The organism is Propioniciclava sp. (assembly GCF_036744435.1).
GTDB lineage: Bacteria > Actinomycetota > Actinomycetes > Propionibacteriales > Propionibacteriaceae > Propioniciclava.
In genome coordinates this window covers 1-19387 of the sequence record NZ_DAIOIA010000004.1, presented here as the reverse complement: position 1 = coordinate 19387, position 19387 = coordinate 1, and the positions used below count along the sequence as shown (strand labels likewise).

The following is a 19387-nucleotide window of genomic DNA, read 5'->3' as shown; positions in this document are numbered from 1 at the left end:
GCCCCGGGCCAGCGGCCCAGGCGGCGCACCACTCCCGGGCTCTACCCCGTGTTTCGCAGCCCGGCGGCGACGCCGTTGACGGTGACCAGCAAGGCCCGCTGCAGCGCGTCGGGGATGGCCTCTCCCGCGGCGTCCAGTGCCCGGACGCGGCGCAGCAACTCCACCTGCAGGTAGCTGATCGGATCCAGGTACTGGTCGCGTACCGCAAGCGTCCGCTGCAGCCGCGGCTGGGCGTCCAAGAGGCGGGCCTCCCCGGTGAGCCGGGTCAACTCGGAGACGGTCAGATCGTGCTCGGCCTTGATCGTCTCGAAGACGTGCTGCAGTTCCTGGGGCACCAGGGACGCCACGTAGTGGGCGGCGATCTCCAGGTCGGTCTTGGCGAGTGTCATGGCCACGTTGGAGGCCACGGTCGCGAAGAAGTTCCACTGCTGCAGCATCTGGGCCAGATCCTCGGCGTGACCGGCCTCCCGGGCGGCCTTCAGGCCGGAGCCGACGCCGAACCAGCCGGGGATGATCTGACGCGACTGCGTCCAGCCGAACACCCACGGAATGGCGCGCAGCCCCTCGATGCCGTTGCCGGAGTCGGGGCGCTTGCTGGGACGCGAGCCGATGTGCAGGGCGCCCAACTGCTCCACGGGAGTGGAGGCCACGAAGTAGCGCGGCAGGTCGGGGTTGGTGACGAGCCGGTCGTAGGCGGCGAAGGCGGCGTCCGAGGCGACCTGCATGACGCCGTCCCAGCGGCTCAGCACCTCGGCGGGCTGGCGGGGCTCCTGGTGGAGCGCCGTCGCCGACAGCACGGCCGAGAGCGACAAGGCCAGGTTGTCGCGCGCCAGGGCGGGCAGCGAGTACTTGTCGGAGATGACCTCGCCCTGTTCGGTGAACTTGATCGTCCCGTCCAGGACGCCGCCCGGCTGGGCCAAGATGGCGTCGTAGGTGGGGCCGCCGCCACGGCCGACCGAACCGCCGCGGCCGTGGAAGAGCCGCAGCCGGACGCCGTGACGCCGCGTCACATCGCGCAGCCGTCGTTGGGTCTGATGTATCTCCCACTGGCTGGTCAGCACGCCGGCCTGCTTGTTGGAGTCCGAGTAGCCGAGCATGACCTCGAGCCGGTCCCCGCGCAGGGCGACCAGGCGGCGGAACGACGGGTCGCTCAGGAGGCCGTCGATCAACTCCGCGCTGTGGCGCAGTTCCTCGATGGTCTCCAGCAGGGCCACGATCCCGAGGTCGGCGTGGGCGCCGGAGCCGTCGGCCCCGCCGTGCAGGTCGATCAGCCCGGCTTCGCGGGCGAGGATCGCGGCGGCGAGGATGTCATCGACGCCCCGGGTCATGGACACGATGTAGGTCTCGATGACCTCCCGTCCGTAGCGCCCCTGGGCCTCGCCGATGGCGGCGAACACCTCGAAGGTCTTGCGGGCGGCCCCGACGAGGGGGGAGCGGCGCCCGGCGAGGGGGCGGCGTGAGGCCAGTTCCCGGGACAGGGTCTCGCGCCGCTCGTCGCGGGTGAGGTCGGCGTAGGGGCGATCCAGGACGCCGAGGCGGTCCAGCAGGGCGCCGACCGCCTCATGATGGGCGTCGGAGTGCTCGCGGACGTCCAGGGTGGCCAGGTGTAGCCCGCTCGCGGCCAACTCCTGGATCGCGGCACGGACGCGGCCGTGTGCGGCCAGCGCGCCGTGATGTGCGGCCAGCGAGTCGGCGACGAGCACCAGATCGGCCAGCAGGTCGGCGGTGTCGGCGTAGTCCAGGCCGGGCTCGTGCCGGGCGCCCATGCGATTGCGCTGACGGGTGTTGACCAGCTTGACCCGGACGCAGCTGAGCTTGAGCCGGTAGGGCTCCTCGGCGTTGATCGAGAGTAGCCGCTCGTCGAGGTCGAGCCGGTCGAGATCCGCGGCCAGGGACGCTGCCAGTTCTGGGGAGACGGACGCCAGCCGGTCGGAGATGGACAGCGAGGTGATCAGCCGGGTGACCACGGCGAGGGCGTGCGTGACGGCGTGCTCGTGCTGCAACTGCAGTACCTCCCGGGTCACGGCGGGGGTGACGAAGGGGTTCCCATCCCGGTCGCCGCCGATCCAGGTGCCCAGGCGCACCGGGGTCGCCAGCGCATCCGGCTGGACACCGTGCTCGGCGCACAACGCGTTCAGGTCGCCCAGCACGCCCGGCAGCGCATCGGCGACGATCGCGTCCAGGTAGAACAGGGCGTTCCGGGCCTCGTCCACCGGGGTAGGGGAGGCCAGCCGGAGTTCGTCGGTCTGCCACAGCAGGTCGATGGTCTCGGCAAGCCGGCGGTCCTGACGATGGCGGGCGACGCTGCCGTCCGGGGTGGTGGCGGCCAGTTCGTCGGCGATGTCGCGTAGTTTCAGCAGGACGGAGCGTCGTGATGCCTCGGTGGGATGCGCGGTGAACACCGGACGCAGGTCGGTGGCGGCGATGGTTGCGGCCAGGAGTTCGGGGCCGCCCTCGGCGACGATGGCCGCGACCGCGCTTTCCAACCAGCCCTCCTGGGTGCCGGACGCCTCGATGGCACGCACCCGGTGGACCTGCTCTGCGGTGTTGGCGAGTTGGAAGTAGGAGGCGAACGCTCGCACCAGGGCGGTCGCGTCGGCCAGGTCGAGCTCGCGCAGCGTCTCCCGGGCCAGCGCGGCCGCATCCGGTGAGGACTGCGATCGGGCCTGCTTGATCTGGACGCGCACGTCCTCGACCAGTTCCAGGAGCCGGGGGCCGCCCTGCCGCACGAGGCTCTCGCCCAGCAGGGTGGAGACCCGGCGCACGTCGGCGCGGAGTTCGGGGTCAATGGTGGCGCTGCCCTCAGGTGTGGTCACCGCGCAAGCCTGCCAGGCGTTCGGGGTGGGCGGCCAGACGTCCGCCTGCTGGGGTGAGCGTCGGTCGAGGGGAGGGAACCTCGATGCCGGTGAATCGTGCCGTGAACAGAAGCCTTGTCTCGGGGGCTTGACAGGCTCTAACCAGTTCCTTAACCTATTTTGTGAACCGACTTTCTGGAACTTCTCGGAGGGCGAGGATGCCCCCGGTTCCGGACCCACAGTGATGTGGTCGCTTAGGAGAGAACATGGCTCAGGATCGCTTCTCGCTCGCAGGCAAGAACGCCGTCGTCACCGGCGGCGCCCAGGGCATCGGCAAGGTCGTCGCCCATGCGCTGGCCGAGCAAGGCGCCAACATCGCGCTCATCGACCTGAACGATGCCAGCGCGCTCGCCGCCGAGATCGCCGCCGCCCACGGGGTCCGCGCCACCGCGCTGACCTGCAACGTCACCGACCCCGCCCAGGTGGCCGACGCCATCGCGGGCGCCGCAGCCGAGCTTGGCCCGCTCGACCTGCTGTTCAACAACGCCGGCATCGTCCTGCACAAGGCGGCGCTCGAGTGCACCCCCGAGGACTTCACCAACGTCGTCAACGTCAACCTGAACGGCATCTTCTTCGTGGCCCAGGCGTTCGCCCGCCACCTCGTCGCCCAGGGACGCCCCGGGAACATCGTCAACACCGCGTCCATGTCGGGCACCATCGTCAACATCCCCCAGAAGCAGGCCTCCTACAACGCCTCCAAGGCGGGCGTGGAGCACCTCACCAAGTCGTTGGCCGTCGAATGGGCCGACCTGGGGATCCGGGTGAACTCCATCAGCCCCGGCTACATCGCGACCGAAATGACCGGCACCGTCCGCGAAGACTGGCGCCAGGCGTGGGTCGGCATGATCCCGTTCGGCCGCATGGGCACCCCCGAGGAACTCGCCGGGGCGGTCATCTACCTGCTCTCCGACGCCGCCAGCTACACCTCCGGCGCGAACGTCATCATCGACGGCTGCTTCACGGTCGTCTAGTCCCCATCTCCGGCGCGGTCACCCGACCGAGTGAACCCGAATCCGCCATGCGACGAGGCGTGGCGGGTGCGCCGGTCCAGCACGTCACGGTCACCCACGAAAGTCAGGAAGGTCACACCATGAGCAAAAGGCTCGGCATCGCTGCCTCCATACTCGCCATCGCCGTCTCCCTCGCCGCCTGCACGACCGGAGGCACCCCCGCCACCGGCTCCGGATCAGGCTCCAAGGAGATCTACTACTCCACCAAGAACTCCACCGAACCGGTCCACGTCGCCATGGCCAACGGTGTCGTCAACGCAGCCACCCTGCTCGGCTACGAGGGCAAGGTCACCGTCGCCGAGGCCGACGCCGCCAAGCAGAACGACCAGCTCAACAACCTGGTCCAGAACATCCAGCCGGCCGCGCTGGTCGTCAACCCTTACGACAGCGACTCGGTCGCCGACGTGCTGGGACGCGCCAAGCAGGCCAACATCCCGGTCGCCGTGATCGACAACAAGGCCAACAACGCCCAGGTCGACGTCTCAGTGCTGTTCGACAGCGTCAAGTCCGGGCAGATCGCCGGAGAGAAGGCCGTCGAACTGCTGAAGGAGAAGAACGGCTCCGAGACCGGCGTCGTCGTCAACCTCTACGGCGAAGTCGTCTCCCAGGTCTTCAAGGAGCGCTCGCAAGGCTTCGAGGAGGTCATCAAGCGCTACCCGAACATCGAACTGGTCTCCGTGCTGGGTGCTCCCCAGGCCGACAAGGCCACCAGCGCGCTGAACAACGTCATCGCCGACCTGAAGTCCTCCGGCAAGAAGGTCGATGTGGTCAACACGCCCACTGACACCGCCACCCTGGGCGTCATCGAGTCGCTGAAGACCAACGGAATGTGGCACAAGGTCGGCCAGCCCGACCACGTCGCCGTCATCTCCCACGACGGACTCGGTGACATCCTCACCCAGGTCAAGGACGGCTACATCGACGCCGAGGTCGTGATCGACGTGTTCGGTGTCGGCGGCATCGCCACCGAAGTGCTCAAGGCCTACCCGATGGACGGTAAGGCGGTCCCCACCTCCGGCACCTTCACCCCGCAGGGCAAGTACCTCAACACCTCGGTCACCTTCACCCAGGGCGACTCCGGCCCCACGATCATGCTCGACCCGGTGCTGGTCACCGCGGCCGATGCGGACAACCCGCTGATCTGGGGCAACGCCTAACCGCACGCCATCGGCCGGCGCTGGCCCCCGCGGTCAGCGCCGGCCCTTCCGTCAGGGGCCATCGACATGAGCCAACCACTCCTCCTTGTCACCAACGTTTCCAAGATCTTCGGCGCGACCCGCGCCCTGTCCGGGGCCAACCTGGAGATCGCACCCGGTGAGATCCATTCGCTGCTCGGCCGCAACGGCGCGGGCAAGTCGACCCTGGTCAACATCATCGCCGGGGTCTACCCGCAGACCGAGGGCGAGGTGCTGTTCGAAGGCCAGGACCTTCGCAAGCTCGACATCTTCGCCCGGCAGCAACTCGGCATCCGGCTCGTGCCCCAGCACGAGAACTCGTTCCCCGACCTGACGGTCGCCGAGAACATCTTCGCCGGGGACCTGCCCAAGAAGAACGGGCTGGTCGACTGGGCGACCATCAACGAGGTCGCCGCCCAAGAACTCGCCGCCTACGGGGTCGACGCCGACCCTCGCGGCCTCGTGCGTCACCTCAGCTCCATCGACGCCCGCAAGCTCAACATCATCCGCTCGATGCACAGCGGCGCCAAGCTGATCATCTTGGATGAGCCGACCACCGCGCTCACCACCCGGGAGCGGGAGGAACTGTTCACCTTCGTCCGCGACCTCAAGGCGAGGGGGACGGCCTTCATCTTCATCTCCCACTACCTCGGCGAGGTCCTGGAACTCTCCGACTCCATCTCCGTCCTGCGCGACGGCCTGATGTACCCGGTGGAGGACCGCGCCTCGGCTACCCAGGAGCATCTCGCAGAACTCGTGGCCGGCGGCCAGGTGGAGCTGACCCGCAGGCACACCGAGCGTCCCGACCCCGATGACGTCCTGGTGTCCGTGCGCGGGCTCTCCAGCGCAGGCGTCGAGGACGTCGACCTCGACATCCGCAGTGGCGAGGTGCTCGGCGTCATCGGGTTCCCCGGATCGGGGGCGCGTGAGTTCTGCCGGGCGTTGTTCGGCGTCACGCGCGCCACCCAGGGCACCGTCGACCTGTCTGGGCGGAGGCTGCGCCTCACGTCGCCTCGGCAGGCGCTGCGCGACGGGATCGCCTACATCTCATTCGACCGGCACCGCGAGGGGATCATGCCCCTCATGGATGTCAACGAGAACATCGGCATCAGCAGCCACGCGGGTGCACTGCGCCTGGCGTGGGGATTCCTTGACCTGAAGCGGCAACGGCAGCGCTCCCAGCACTACCGCGACGAACTCAAGATCAAGAGCAACACGATCTTCGACCCGATGGACAGCCTCTCCGGTGGCAACCAGCAGAAGGTGCTCGTGAGTCGGCTGCTCAGCACAGAGCCGTCGCTGCTGATCCTGGACGAACCCACCGTCGGCATCGACATCCTCAGCCGCGAGGAGATCATCTCCAAGGTGCTGGAACTCACCCGCAAGGGAATGGGCGCCGTCTACCTGACCAACGACTACGAGGAACTCCTGCGGGTGGCCGACCGGCTGGTCTTCTTCGACGAAGGCCGCGTCGCCGCGGTCGTGGACAACGACAACCTCACCATCGAACAACTCACCGGAATCCGGGACAGCAACAAGGAGGCGGCATCATCATGACCGCGGTTTCTTCGGGGAGGAAGATCCTCGACTTCAGCATGAACAATGCCGTGTGGATCCTGCTGATCCTCGCCATCGGCATCATGGGGCTCTTTCGGCCCTCCTTCTTCTCGGTGGGCATCCTGTCCAACATCCTCGTGCAGGCCACCGTCTTGGGCCTGTTGGCGATCGCCATCTCCATGGTGATCCTGCTGGGCGACATCAACCTCTCGACGGTCGGCACGGCCGGATTCTCGGCGCTCACCGGCGTCATCGCAATGAAGTCCGGGCTGCCGGTGCCGCTGTCGATCCTGGTGATCCTCATCATGGGCTCGATCATCGGCCTGGTGAACGGCCTCATCGTGACGAAGTTGCGGGCCAATGCGCTGATCACCACCCTGGCGATGAACATGGTGCTCCAGGGGGCACTGCTCGCCATCACCGGCGGCTCCAGCCTGTCCAACCTGCCGGACTCGTTCAAGTTCGTCAGCCAAGGCCGGATCCTCGGCTTCCCGGCGCTGCCCCTGGTCCTGCTGGTGGTGTTCTTCGTGTTCCACATCGTCTGGACCCGGACCGAGTTCGGCCGTGACCTGTTCGCGGTAGGCGGCAACCCGCGTGCCGCCTACATCGCCGGGATCAAGGTCGATCGCGTCAAGATCTGGGCCTACGTCATCTCCGGTCTGCTGTCCGGACTGGCCGGCTGGCTGCTGGCCGGCTACATGGGCGCGGTCACGTCCTCCTTCGGCACCACCTACGAGATGCAGGTCATCGCGGCGGCGGTCATCGGCGGCGTCAGCCTCACCGGCGGCCGAGGCAGCATCCTCGGCGTCCTGGCGGGCACCCTGCTGCTGACGGTCATCCAGGTCGGCCTGGCGATCCTCGGCATCCAGCAGACGCTGATCACGCTGGCCGGTGGCCTGATGATCTTCGCGGCCGTGCTGATTGACGCGCTGCGTAACCTGTACGGAGCCCGCACGACATGATGCGTATGCAGGCGCCCCCGTACTAGGGCGAGGAAGCCCCGTCGAGTAGGAGGAATGCATGGGCAGCGGAGTCACGCGCAGCACGACGCGCGCCATCTACGACTTCATCTGGCGCCATGAACCCGCGACCAAGAACGAAATCGCGGCGGCGCTGGGAATCAGCCTTCCCACCGTGTCGAAGTATTTGACCTACTTCGACCAGGAAGGGCTGATCGAAGTCGGCAGCAAACTCTCCTCGGGTGTGCGCGGCGGTCGGATCCCCGTCGGCTACGTCTGCCGGGACAACGGCCGGTTCGCGATCGGACTCGACGTGACGGCCGAGCGCACCCGCTGCGTGGTGCTCAACGTCCGGGGCGAGGTGCTGGCCAACCGGCGGACGCCGCGGGCCTACAGCCGCGACGACGACTACTTCCGGTTCCTCGGGGAGGAGGTGGCCGCCGTGGTGGAGGAGTCCGGCATCGACGAGCGACGCATCCTCGGCGTGTCCATCGGGGTGCCGGGCCTGATCGACGAGGCGTCCGGGGTGCTTTATTTCGGACGCGTCATCGACAACCTGGGCCTCAGCGTGGCCGACTTCGGCCGCTACATCCCCTACCCGTCGCGTCTGGTGCACGACTCGGAGGCTGCAGGATTCGCGGAGTTCTGGGAGCGTCCCACCGACACGAACGCCTACTACATCAGCCTCGGCAAGAGCGTGGGCGGCTCGTTCCACCAGCGAGCCGCCTCGCACCGCGGCGAACGCGGCCTCACCAGCGAGGTGGGCCACATGCGGATCCACCCGAACGGGCGGCTGTGCTACTGCGGCCGCCGGGGTTGCATGGATCCGTACTGCAACTCGCGCGTCCTGGCCGCGTCCGGGGACGGCTCGGTCACGGCCTTCTTCGACCGGCTCCGCTCGGGGGACGCCGACGCCGCCGACGCCTGGGATTCCTACACCACCGACCTGGCCGTCGTGATCCACAACGTCCGGGTCATGTTCGGCTCGCGCATCATCCTGGGAGGCGATGTGGGGGCCAAGTGCGGTCCCGATCTCGGCCCGCTGTGGGACAAGGTCGACGAACTGAGCTTCCTGCCCAGCGACTCGCGCAGCTTCCTGCGGGCCTGCACCGTCACCGAATATCCGATCGCGCTGGGCTCGGCCCTGTACGTGGTCGACCAGTTCCGCAACGACCCGGACCGGTTCGCCCTTCCGCGGTCGCGCGCTCGCGGCGCCTGACGCGCCATCACAGAAAGGAGAGCACCGCCATGGAGACCGTGCTCGGTATCGATGTGGGGACCTCCAGCACCAAGGGCGTGCTGACGACACTGACGGGGGAGGTGCTGGCGTCCGGGGTGCGGGAGCACCAGGTCGCGCGCCCGCGCACTGGCCACGTCGAGATGGATCCGGACGTGTGGTGGGAGGAGTTCGCCTCGCTGAGCCGGGAACTCACCCAGGCTCACCCCGCCGCCCAGGTGAAGGCCGTCGGCGTGTCCGGCATGGGGCCCTGCCTGGCCCTGGTGGACGGCGAGTACCGTCCCGTGCGACCGGCGATCCTCTACGGCGTGGACACCCGGGCCACAGACGAGATCGAGGAGTGGAAGGCACGTCTGGGCGGCGATGACGCTCTGCTCCAGCGCTGCGGGTCGACCCTGACGACGCAGGCCGTCGGGCCGAAGGTGGCCTGGGTGGCCCGGCACGAGCCGGACGTCTACGCCCGGGCGCGCCGCTTCTTCATGCCCGCCAGTTGGCTGGCCTTCCACCTGACCGGGGAGTATGTCCTCGATCACCAGTCGGCCTCCCAGTCGACGCCTTTGTACGACATCGAGGCCCGCCAGTGGTACCGCCCGTGGGCCGACCAGATCGCCCCGGGCCTCGAATTGCCGACCCTGAAGTGGGCCGGCGAGGTCGCGGGCCAGGTCACGGCGGAGGCATCCGCGGCGACGGGGCTGCCGGTCGGCGTCCCGGTGACCGTCGGCACGATCGATGCCTGGTCGGAGGCGCTGTCGGTGGACGCCCACAACCCCGGCGATCTCATGCTGATGTACGGCACCACCTTGTTCTTCATCAACACCGTCACCGAGCCGGTGCGCGACGTCTCACTGTGGGGCACCGTCGGCGCCCTGGAGGGTACCCGCAACGTGGCGGGCGGGATGGCGACCTCGGGCGCGATCACCGGGTGGCTCCGCGAGCTGTTCGGGTCGCCTGAGTTCGCCGTCCTGGTGGAGGAGGCGGACGCGGCGGGCGTCGGCGCGCACGGCCTCGTCATGCTGCCGTACTTCGCCGGAGAGCGGACGCCGCTGATGGATCCGGACGCTCGGGGCGTCATCGCAGGGTTGTCGTTGCGTCACACCCGCGGTGACCTCTACCGGGCCGCCTTGGAAGCGACTGGTTTCGCCGTGCGTCACAACATCGAGACCATCGAGGAGGCCGGGGGATCCATCGAGCGGATCGTGGCGGTCGGTGGTGGCACCAAGTCGGACGTGTGGGCGCAGATCGTCACCGACATCACCGGTCGACCTCAGGTGATCCCGCGGGAGAGCATCGGCGCCAGCTACGGCATTGCCTGGCTGGCCACCCAGCTCGTCACGCCGATCCCAGCCGCGGAGTGGAACCCGCCGGTGCGGGTCATCGAGCCTCGACCCGAGAACGCGCAGGCGTACGAGGAGCTCTACGAGCTGTTCCGCTCGCTGTACCCGGCGACCGCTCCGATCGCCCACGCCCTGGCGGCCCGCCAGCAGGACTGATCACCTGGCGCCGGGCGGGAACCAGCGATCCCGCCCGGCTGTCGGCGCCACGCCGGAGTGCTGGACGCGCCGGCCATGCCAGCCGGACTGACGTGACCCGCGTCAGTCCTGGCGCTCACCGGCCTCGGTGTAGAGCGTGACCCCCTCCTGGGACGCCGCCATCGCCGAGGCGAGCCGGGCCGCCCCGAACGTGGTCATGTGGGTCCGGGCCTCGGCCAGATCCAGCCAGTGCAGGGCCAGGATCTCCTGGCCGTCGGGGGCCATCGCGGCCTTCTGCTCGGCGGTGATCGTGGCCGTCGCGAACACCAGTTCGACGGCGTCCTCCCACCCCTTGTAGGGACGCAGCCAGTCGACCACCAGCACGCCTGTGACGGCGGGGGAGACCCCCATCTCCTCCCACATCTCCCGGGTGCACGCGTCCCGCGGCGCCTCGCCCGGCTCAACTAACCCCCCGGGGAATTCCCAGTCGCCCTTGAACGAGGTTTCGCACAGCAGGATCAGCCCCGCGGCGTCGCGCACCAGGGCGTGGGCGATGAGCCGCTTGCGGGGGGTGATGGAGTTCATCACATACGTCGAGGCGCCAGGCCCCACCGGATCCCCGGCGAGCCGACCATAGACCAGCTCATCCACCCAGCCGTGATCGGTCGGGCGCGCCTGACGCAGGCGGCCTTCCAACTGAAACCCGCGCCGGTGGAGGGCCCTGCGGCCCTCCTGGTCATCAGCCGCGACGCGTTCCTCCTGACGCCGCGGCTCGTGCTGGTCCACCTAGGCCGTCGGCTCGGCCTCGGGGACGTCGACGGCCCGACGCGGAGCGGGGGCGTCCCCGTCGTAGCGCAGGATCACCGCACCCAGCGGGGGCACCTGCACGGTGGCGCGGGCCCCGAACTCACCCCACGTGCCCTCGACGGCCTCGACCTCGCCGAAGTTCCCGATCCCCGACCCGTCGTAGATGGTCGCATCCGTGTTGATGATCTCGCTCCAGCGACCCGCCCGAGGCAGACCGATCTCGTAGTCATACCAGGGTTCGGAGCTGAAGTTCACGATCACCGCGAGCTGCTGGCCGTCCGCGTCGCTGCGCACCCAGGCGTAGGTGTTGTGTCCGGCATCGTCGGCGTTGATCCACTCGAAGCCCGCCGGGTCGGCGTCCAGCTGCCACAGCGCCGGATGGCTCCGGTAGACCGCGTTCAGATCCTTGATGAGGCGCTGCAGGCCGTGGTGCCCCCACAGGTCGGAGACCCACCACTCCAGGCTCACCGCCTCGTTGAACTCGGACCGCTGCCCGAACTCCTGCCCCATGAACAGCAACTGCTTGCCCGGGAACGCCCACATGAACGCGTAGAAGGCGCGCAGCGTTGCGAACTGGCGCCACGCGTCCTGGGGGATCTTGTTGATCATCGAACCCTTGCCATGAACGACCTCGTCGTGGCTGATGGGGAGGATGAAGTTCTCCGAGTACTGGTACACCATCGCGAAGGTGATCTCGTGGTGATGCCACTGCCGGTAGATCGGCTCCAGCCCCAGGTAGCGCAGGGAGTCGTTCATCCAGCCCATGTTCCACTTGAAGCCGAAGCCCAGTCCGCCCAGGTTGGTGGGCTGGGTCACCCCGCCGAACGAGGTGGACTCCTCCGCGATCATCGCCACGCCCGGAACGCGCTCGTAGAGGTGCCGGTTGACGTAGCGCAGGAAGTCGATGGCCTCCAGGTTGTGGTTGCCGCCGAACTCGTTGGGGATCCACTCGCCCTCATTGCGGCTGTAGTCCAGGTAGAGCATGGACGCCACCGCGTCGACCCGCAGGCCGTCGATGTGGAACTCGGTGGCCCAGTACAGGGCGTTGGAGACCAGGAACGACTTCACCTCGCTGCGGCCGTAGTTGAAGATGTAGGTGCCCCAGTCCTTGTGTTCGCCCTGCCGCGGATCGGCGTGCTCGTACAGGGCGGTGCCGTCGAATCGGCCCAGCGCCCACTCGTCCTTGGGGAAGTGCCCGGGCACCCAGTCGAGGATGACGCCGATGCCCGCCTGGTGCAGCCGATCCACCAGGTAGCGGAACTCGTCGGGCTTGCCCAAGCGGCTCTGCGGCGCGAAGTAGTTGGTGACCTGGTAGCCCCAGCTCGGCTCGTACGGATGCTCCGAGACCGGCAGGAACTCGACGTGGGTGAACCCCTGCCACGTCACGTACTCGACCAGCTCCTCGGCGAGCTCCAGGTAGGTCTTGCCCTTGCGCCAGGCGCCCAGGTGCACCTCATAGATGCTCATCGGCTCGACCTGCATGTTCTTGCTGGCGCGGGCCGCCATCCACTCCGCGTCGTCCCAGCCGAACTGGCTGGTGTACACGATGGAGGAGTTGGCCGGTGCCTGCTCGGCGAAGAAGGCCATCGGATCGACCTTCTCGTGCCACACCCCGTCTGCGCCCAGGATGTTGAACTTGTACAGCGTCCCGTCCCCGATGCCCTCCACGAACGTCGCCCACACGCCCGTCCCGGGAATGCGGGTCAAGGGGTCCCCGGTCCACCAGTTGAAGTCGGCGTTGATCCGCACGTCGGTCGCGTTCGGCGCCCACACGGCGAACCGCGTTCCGGTCAGGTCGCCGCGCTCCTCGTCGTGCACCGTGACGACGTGGGCACCCAGGCGCTTCCAGACCTCGGTGTCGCCACCGTTGTGGAAGCCTTCCAGATCCCAGCCGTGCAGACCGCCGTGCGGGTCGTGAGACATGGTCACTCCATTCAGTTGGGGCCGTGCGGGGGCGACGCCCCCGCTGACGGACTCAATGGCCCGTAGCGGGATGTCGACCCATTCGGGCCGGTTGCGCACTTCGTACACCACTTCATAGATGGCCTTGTCGACGACGTAGCCGGCCAGCAGATCCGCAGGGGGCTGGGAGCCACCACAGTAGCCCTCCACGAACGCGTCGCGGGCCGCATCAGCCCAGCTCGTCGCGGCCGCAGACGCCGGGTTCGCGTGGGCCGAGCGGGCGTAGTCGAACGAGCGGAGCATCCCGGCGACGTCGCGCCACGGGGAGTCGAACGCGCGGCGTTCTGCGGCCGTCTTGGCGGGCTCGCCTTCGAAGTCGATGAGGGTCCAGCCGGCGGGGGAGGACAGGGTCTGGCCCAGGTGGAAGTCGCCGTGGACACGCTGCACCGGAACCCGCCGACCGTGCAGCGCGGCGAACGCCGCGGCCAGACCCGCCGCATGCGGGCGCAACTGCGGCGCCGCCGCCATCGACGCCTGGAGCCGGCCGAGCATCGCGTCGGCCAGGTCGTCGCCGTCTGCGGTGCGGGTGCCGAAGGACTCGGCCAGGCGTGCGTGCACCTGCGCGAGGGTCGTACCGAGCGCGCGGGCCGGGGCGGTGAAGTCCTCCTCGGCGGCGCAGGCCGCGCAGGCCAGTTCCCAGCCGTCGGTCGCGCCGGGGACACGTTCGATGATCATGCCCAGGTCGGTGGCCTCCCCGACGGGCCAGGGTCCGCTGAGGCGAGACAGCAACGCGGGCGTCCGGAACCCGTCGAGCGACACCAACACCTCGGCGTCCAGGTTGGGGCCGGGTTCGACGCGGCGAAAGACCTTGTAGAGAGCCGTGGTCCCCAGCGTGAGTGTGGTGTTCGACTGCTCACCCGGCCACACGCCCACGGGTGCATCCGAGAAGGCGGGCGCGGTTGCCGCGACGAACGTCGCCAACGCGGCCGGATCGGTGGTGGCGTCCACGGCGACCACCCCCGGCGAGACGTGCCCCACGACGACCCCCTCCGGCGCGGCGGTGTCGGGATAGTAAGCCACCAGCAGGTGGTACGACTCCACGTGCCCGTCGGGGAAGTCCAGCGTCGCGATCTCGCTGCGCACCGCCACAACGGCCTCCTCGCCGGTGTACCAGGGCAGGGGGGTCAGCGCGGAGATCCGGGCTCCCGCACCCTTACCACCGAACCAGCGCACCGTCTCGAGGTGCCGCATCCACGCCTGCCCGAGCGAGTTCACGCGAACCTCCCTCCGCCCCGGCCGATCAACCGACCGCGAGCACGTGCGCCGGACGCGTCGGCGTCAGCCGGACGAAATTGCTTGCCCCCCAGACGAACGATTCCCCGGTCAGCTCGTCGCGCACCGGGACGGACGTCGCCCCCGCACGACCCAACGCCTCGAGATCGAGATGGACCTCCGTCTCGACGGCGCTGTCGGGATCCAGGGAGACCACGCACAGCACGTAGTCGTCGCCGTCTCGCTTGGAGTAGGCAACGACCTGATCGTCCAGGGCCGTGTGGAAGTGGATCTGACGCAACTGCTGCAGGGCCGGGTGGGCGTCGCGGATCGCGTTGAGCGTCCCGAGCAGGACGTTCAGGTTCGGCTCGGCCGTGAAATCGCGGGGGCGGTACTCGTACTTCTCAGAGTTGAGGTACTCCTCCCGGCCGGGGGCCAGGGCCTCGTGCTCGAACAACTCAAACCCCGAGTACACCCCCCAGGCCGGTGACAGCGTGGCGGCGAGGATCGCCCGGATCGCGAAGATCGCCGGATTGCCCGACTGCAGGTGGAACGGATTGATGTCGGGGGTGTTGACGAAGAAGTTGGGGCGGTAGAAGTCGGCCATCTCGCCCGACAACTCGCCTAGGTACTCCTCGATCTCCTGCTTGTCCACCCGCCACGTGAAGTACGTGTAGCTGGACTGGAACCCGACCTTGCCGAGCGTGTGCATCATCTCCGGCGTCGTGAACGCCTCGGCGAAGAACAGCACCTCCGGGTCGGTCTGCCGGAGCTGGGCGAAGATCCACGCCCAGAACTGAACCGGTTTCGTGTGGGGGTTGTCGATCCGGAAGATCGAGACGCCGTGACCGATCCAGACCTTCAGGATCCGCAGCACCTCGTTGTAGAGGCCCTCGGGGTCGTTGTCGAAGTTGATCGGGTAGATGTCCTGGTACTTCTTCGGGGGGTTCTCGGCGTAGGCGATCGTGCCGTCCAGCCGGGTGGTGAACCACTCCGGGTGCTGGGCGACCCAGGGATGATCGGGGGAGGCCTGCAGGGCGAAGTCGAGGGCGACCTCCAAGCCGAGCTCCTTGGCCCGCGCCACGAAGGCGTCGAAGTCGGCGAAGGTGCCCAGATCGGGGTTGATCGCGTCGTGGCCCCCGTCGGCGTTCCCGATGGCCCACGGCGAGCCCGGGTCGTCGGGGTGGGCATCGAGGGTGTTGTTCTTGCCCTTCTTGAAGGCGTGACCCACCGGATGGATCGGCGGCAGGTACACGACGTTGAAGCCCATCGCCGCGATGGCCTCCAGCCGCCGCGAGGCCGTCTCGAACGTGCCCGACGTCCAGGTGTCGGTGGCCGCGTCGTACTGGGCCCCCTCGGAGCGGGGAAAGAACTCATACCAGGCGGCGTACAGGGCCCGCGCGCGGTCCACGTAGAGCGGGAAGTCGGCCGTGGGGGACACCAGCTCACGCGGGCCGTACTTGCGCATTGCCTTGGCCAGCCCGTGGGCGGAGGCCACGTCGACCAGGTCTTCGGCGGGACGCTCCGGGATGAGCAGCAGCGCCGTCGCGCTCAGGATGGACGCCTGGACCGGGTCTCCGGCCGCCTGCGCCACGGCCGCGGTGCGTTCCAGCAGGTCCCGGCCCTCCAGGCACACCAGCGGCACGTCCACCCCGGCGGGCAGCTTGACCTGGGCGTTGTGCAGCCAGGTCGCCCACGGATCCGACCAGCCCTCCACGCGGAACCGCCACAGGCCCTCGCTGTCAGGCCGCACCCAGGCCTCCCAGGGATCCAGGCCGCGCGGCTCCAGCGGGGTCATGTCGTGACGTGTCTCGCGGCCGTGCGGATCGGTGAGGATGACGGAGGCGTTCACGGCGTCGTGGCCCTCGCGGAACACCTTGGCCCGGATCGGCACCGCTTCCCCGACGACCGCCTTGGCGGCATACACGCCGCCCTCGATGACCGGTTCCACCTTCGTCACCGGGATGCGCCCGATCCCGCGAGCGGGGGCCGGCAGGGGCCCCAGATCGACGGGCAGGAGCGCCGGCGCCGCTGCCGGGGCGGCGGCGGTTGCGGGCTGCCGCACCGTGCTGGGCCTGGTGCGCGGCGTCGGCGTCGGCGCCGGGGACGTGGCGCGGGCCGAAGCGGCGGTCTTGGGCTGGGGCTTGCGTCGCGAGGTCACGCGACCACGCTACTGCACCCCCGTGACGCTCGGCAGTGCCGCGTGACGTTTGCTGGGCACCTCCGCCGCGAGGACCACGATGGTCTGCGCAGGGACGTCCACAACGTCGCCGGGAGCGAATGAGTCCTCGGGGAACTCGTCCGGTTCCCCGGTGTGGGCCGCCACGGTGTACCCGCTCGACCAGGGGGCCCCCGGCAGCGTCACGGAGACGGCGTCGCCGGCGTTGAAGAACACGAGGAAGGCCTCGTGGGGGTCCGACAGGTACATGCCCAGCGCCCGGCGTCCGCCGTCGTGCCAATCGTCGATCGACATCTCGCCGCCGAACTCGGTGAACCATGCCGACTCGGTGCGTCCGAGGCCGAGCCCGTCGTCGCCGACGACCTCCCTGCGCGAACGGAAGCGGGCTGGACGCAGCACCGGGTGGGCGGCCCGCAGCGCCAGCAGCGTCCGGGTCAGGTCGTGTTGGTCGGCCCACATGTCGGCCTGGGCCCAGTTCACCCAGGAGATCGGGGAATCCTGGCAGTACGCGTTGTTGTTGCCCTGCTGGGTGCGCCCCATCTCGTCCCCGGCCAAGATCATGGGCATCCCGGTCGAGAGCAGCATCGTCGCCATCATGTTGCGGACCGTTCGGTGCCGGGCGGCGTTGATCTGATCGTCGTCGGTCTCACCTTCGAAACCGTGATTCCAGGACCGGTTGTCGTCGGCGCCGTCGCGGTTCCGTTCCCCGTTCGCCTCGTTGTGCTTGAGGTCGTAGGTGACCACGTCGCGGAGCGTGAAACCGTCGTGGGCGGTGACGAAGTTCAACGAACTGGTCGCCGGGCGGCCGCCGTGGTCGAACACGTCCGACGAGCCGGCCAGTCGGGTCGCCAGTTCCTCGACGCCGGGGATGGCCCCGCGCCAGAAGTCACGGGTGAACCCCCGGAAACGGTCGTTCCACTCGCTCCAGGGGCGCCCCCAGCGGCCGAGCTGGTACCCGTACGGGCCCAGATCCCACGGCTCGGTGATCATGATCGTGTCGGCGAGGGTCGGATCGTCGGCGAGCGCCGCCTTGAAGGCGTGGTCCTGGGTGACGTGGTGCTGGCCGTCGCGGATCAGGGTGGTGCACAGGTCGAACCGGAAGCCGTCGACCCCCATCTCCGTGACCCAGTAACGCAGCGAGTCCAGCACCAGGTCCAGTACGCCGGCCTTCGACGTGTCCACGGCGTTCCCGCATCCGGTGACGTCGTAGTCGTTGCGCAGGTCGGAGGTCAGCCGGTAGTACCCCGCGTGGTCGATGCCCCGGAAGCTCAAGGTGGGGCCGTCGTGGCCGCCCTCGGCGGTGTGGTTGTAGACGACGTCCAGGATCACCGCGATCCCCGCATCGTGCAGCGCCGACACCATCGCCTTGAACTCGGCGACCTGCTCCCCGACGGTGCCCGAACTCGAATAGGGGGCGTGCGGGGCGAAGAAGCCCAGCGTGTTGTACCCCCAGTAGTTCACCAAGCCCTTGTTGGCCGCGAACGGCTCGGAGACGAACTGCTGGACGGGAAGGAACTCGACCGCCGTGACGCCCAATTCGGTCAGGTGCTGCACGACGGCCGGGTAGGCCATCCCCGCGTAGGTGCCGCGAAGATGCTCGGGCACGGCCGGGTGCAGCCGGGTGAACCCCTTCAGATGCGTCTCGTACACCACCAGGTCCTCCGGCGCAGGGCGCGCGGCCAGGGGGCGCGGCGGCGCGCTGTCGGCCACCACGACGCTGAGGGGCACCGACGCGAACGAGTCGCGCGGGTCGGGCAGGTAGTTCGACTCGGGCGTGTGGTCACTGATCGGGCCGGAGTAGTCCACCCCGCCGGTGATCGCTCGCGCGTAGGGATCGATCAGCAGCTTGGCCGGGTTGAAGCGCTCCCCGGTCACCGGGCTCCACGGGCCGTGCACCCGGTAGCCGTAGCGCTGGCCCGCGCCGATCCCGGGCAGGAAGACGGTCCACACCCCGTCCGGGTTGCGGGCGAGGTCGTGATTGGTCTGCCGGCGATCGGCGTCCACGAGCGCCAGTTCGACCCGCGTGGCGCGCGGCGCCCAGAGGGCGAAATGGGTGCCCCCGTCGCGGACGCGCGCTCCCAGCAGAGTGGAGTCGACCGGAGGTGTCAGGGCCGTGGTCACGTAGTTCGCTCTTTCGTCGGCGGCAGGGGAGGCGGCGCCCCATTGTGCCTCAGCCGTCTGAGGGGGTCCACCCGGGTTTCCGTGAGCCGCTTAGACTGCCGCCGGAGGAATGATGCGCCACTACCTGGATCACGCTGCGACGTCCCCGTTGCGCCCGGCCGCGCTGGAGGCCATGACCGAGGCCTGGCGGCAGATCGGGAACCCCAGTTCGCAGCATGCCAGCGGCCGGGCCGCGCACGCCGCGCTGGAAGATGCCCGAGAGCGGCTGGCTGCCGCCCTGGGTGCCGATCCCAGCGAGGTGGTGTTCACCGGCGGCGGCACCGAGGCGGACAACCTCGTCGTGCTGGGAGGCGCCGGGGATCCGGCCACCTCGGGGCGCCCCGACGTGGCCGTCTCGGCCGTCGAGCACCCGGCCGTGCGGGCCGCGGCGGACGCGCTCGCCGGACGCGGCCGGATCCTGGCGGTGGACGCCGACGGGCGGGTCGAGGCCGAGGCGCTCGCGAGCCTGGACGCTGGTGTCGCGTGGGTGTCGGTGATGTGGGTCAACAACGAGACCGGAACAGTGCAGCCCCTGCCCGCGGTCATCGAGGCGGCCCGGCGGGTCGGTGCGTCGGTGCACAGCGATGCCGTTCAGGCGGTCGGTCACCTGCCGGTCTCCTTCGCCGACTCGGGGCTGGACGCCATGACGGTCAGCGCCCACAAGCTGGGAGGGCCGGTCGGAGTGGGCGCGTTGGTGGCCCGGCGGGAGGCCCCGCTCTCACCCGTCACGCGGGGCGGCGGTCAGGAACGGCGGCTGCGCTCGGGCACCGTCCCCGTCGCCCTCGCCGCCGGGTTCGCGGCGGCC

General features: G+C 69.1%; 12 protein-coding genes. 7 read left to right on the top strand and 5 right to left on the bottom strand.

Annotated elements, in window-relative coordinates; genetic code table 11:
• Positions 1-41: 41 nt before the first annotated feature.
• The gene (gene ppc, locus V7E09_RS01045) at positions 42-2816 is read right to left on the bottom strand and encodes a phosphoenolpyruvate carboxylase (protein WP_324510100.1); all 2775 of its coding nucleotides are present in this window, start codon (positions 2814-2816) and stop codon (positions 42-44) included.
• A gap of 245 nt (positions 2817-3061) precedes the next feature.
• On the opposite strand from ppc, the gene V7E09_RS01040 reads away from it, so the two are divergent.
• The 6 genes from V7E09_RS01040 (at position 3062) to V7E09_RS01015 (ending at position 10283) form a co-directional block, all read left to right on the top strand.
• Positions 3062-3826 (top strand): SDR family oxidoreductase, encoded by a 765-nt coding sequence (locus tag V7E09_RS01040; protein ID WP_324510101.1) that lies wholly within the window; start codon positions 3062-3064, stop codon positions 3824-3826.
• 119 nt (positions 3827-3945) lie between these two features.
• Entirely contained in the window at positions 3946-5022 is a 1077-nt protein-coding gene (locus V7E09_RS01035; RefSeq protein ID WP_324510102.1) for a sugar ABC transporter substrate-binding protein, read from the top strand.
• Positions 5023-5088: 66 nt separating this feature from the next.
• Positions 5089-6597: a sugar ABC transporter ATP-binding protein gene (locus V7E09_RS01030; RefSeq protein ID WP_324510103.1), complete on the top strand. Its 1509-nt coding sequence runs from the start codon at positions 5089-5091 to the stop codon at positions 6595-6597.
• On the top strand, positions 6594-7559 hold the full coding sequence (locus tag V7E09_RS01025) for an ABC transporter permease (protein ID WP_324510104.1): 966 nt from the start codon (positions 6594-6596) through the stop codon (positions 7557-7559). Before V7E09_RS01030 ends, V7E09_RS01025 begins: the two co-directional genes overlap by 4 nt.
• A gap of 58 nt (positions 7560-7617) precedes the next feature.
• Complete coding sequence (locus tag V7E09_RS01020) at positions 7618-8775, top strand: ROK family transcriptional regulator (protein WP_324510105.1); 1158 nt, start codon at positions 7618-7620, stop codon at positions 8773-8775.
• Positions 8776-8804: 29 nt separating this feature from the next.
• Positions 8805-10283, top strand: a complete 1479-nt coding sequence (locus tag V7E09_RS01015) for an FGGY-family carbohydrate kinase (RefSeq protein WP_324510106.1) — start codon at positions 8805-8807, stop codon at positions 10281-10283.
• A gap of 102 nt (positions 10284-10385) precedes the next feature.
• On the opposite strand, the gene V7E09_RS01010 is transcribed toward V7E09_RS01015, so the two are convergent.
• The 4 genes from V7E09_RS01010 to glgX all read right to left on the bottom strand — a co-directional run bounded on the left by V7E09_RS01010 (position 10386) and on the right by glgX (position 18543).
• Positions 10386-10913 carry an NUDIX hydrolase gene (locus V7E09_RS01010; RefSeq protein WP_324510107.1) on the bottom strand — a complete coding sequence of 176 codons (528 nt, stop codon included), beginning with the start codon at positions 10911-10913 and terminating at the stop codon, positions 10386-10388.
• 135 nt (positions 10914-11048) lie between these two features.
• Positions 11049-12992 carry a 1,4-alpha-glucan branching protein GlgB gene (gene glgB / locus V7E09_RS01005; protein WP_324510138.1) on the bottom strand — a complete coding sequence of 648 codons (1944 nt, stop codon included), beginning with the start codon at positions 12990-12992 and terminating at the stop codon, positions 11049-11051.
• Between the two features lie 1279 nt (positions 12993-14271).
• Positions 14272-16404, bottom strand: a complete 2133-nt coding sequence (locus V7E09_RS01000; protein WP_442956813.1) for an alpha-1,4-glucan--maltose-1-phosphate maltosyltransferase — start codon at positions 16402-16404, stop codon at positions 14272-14274.
• Positions 16405-16413: 9 nt separating this feature from the next.
• The gene (gene glgX, locus V7E09_RS00995; protein ID WP_324510108.1) at positions 16414-18543 is read right to left on the bottom strand and encodes a glycogen debranching protein GlgX; all 2130 of its coding nucleotides are present in this window, start codon (positions 18541-18543) and stop codon (positions 16414-16416) included.
• A 109-nt stretch (positions 18544-18652) separates the two neighbouring features.
• On the opposite strand from glgX, the gene V7E09_RS00990 reads away from it, so the two are divergent.
• The coding region (locus V7E09_RS00990; RefSeq protein ID WP_324522917.1) for a cysteine desulfurase family protein at positions 18653-19387 on the top strand (735 nt) is incomplete at its 3' end.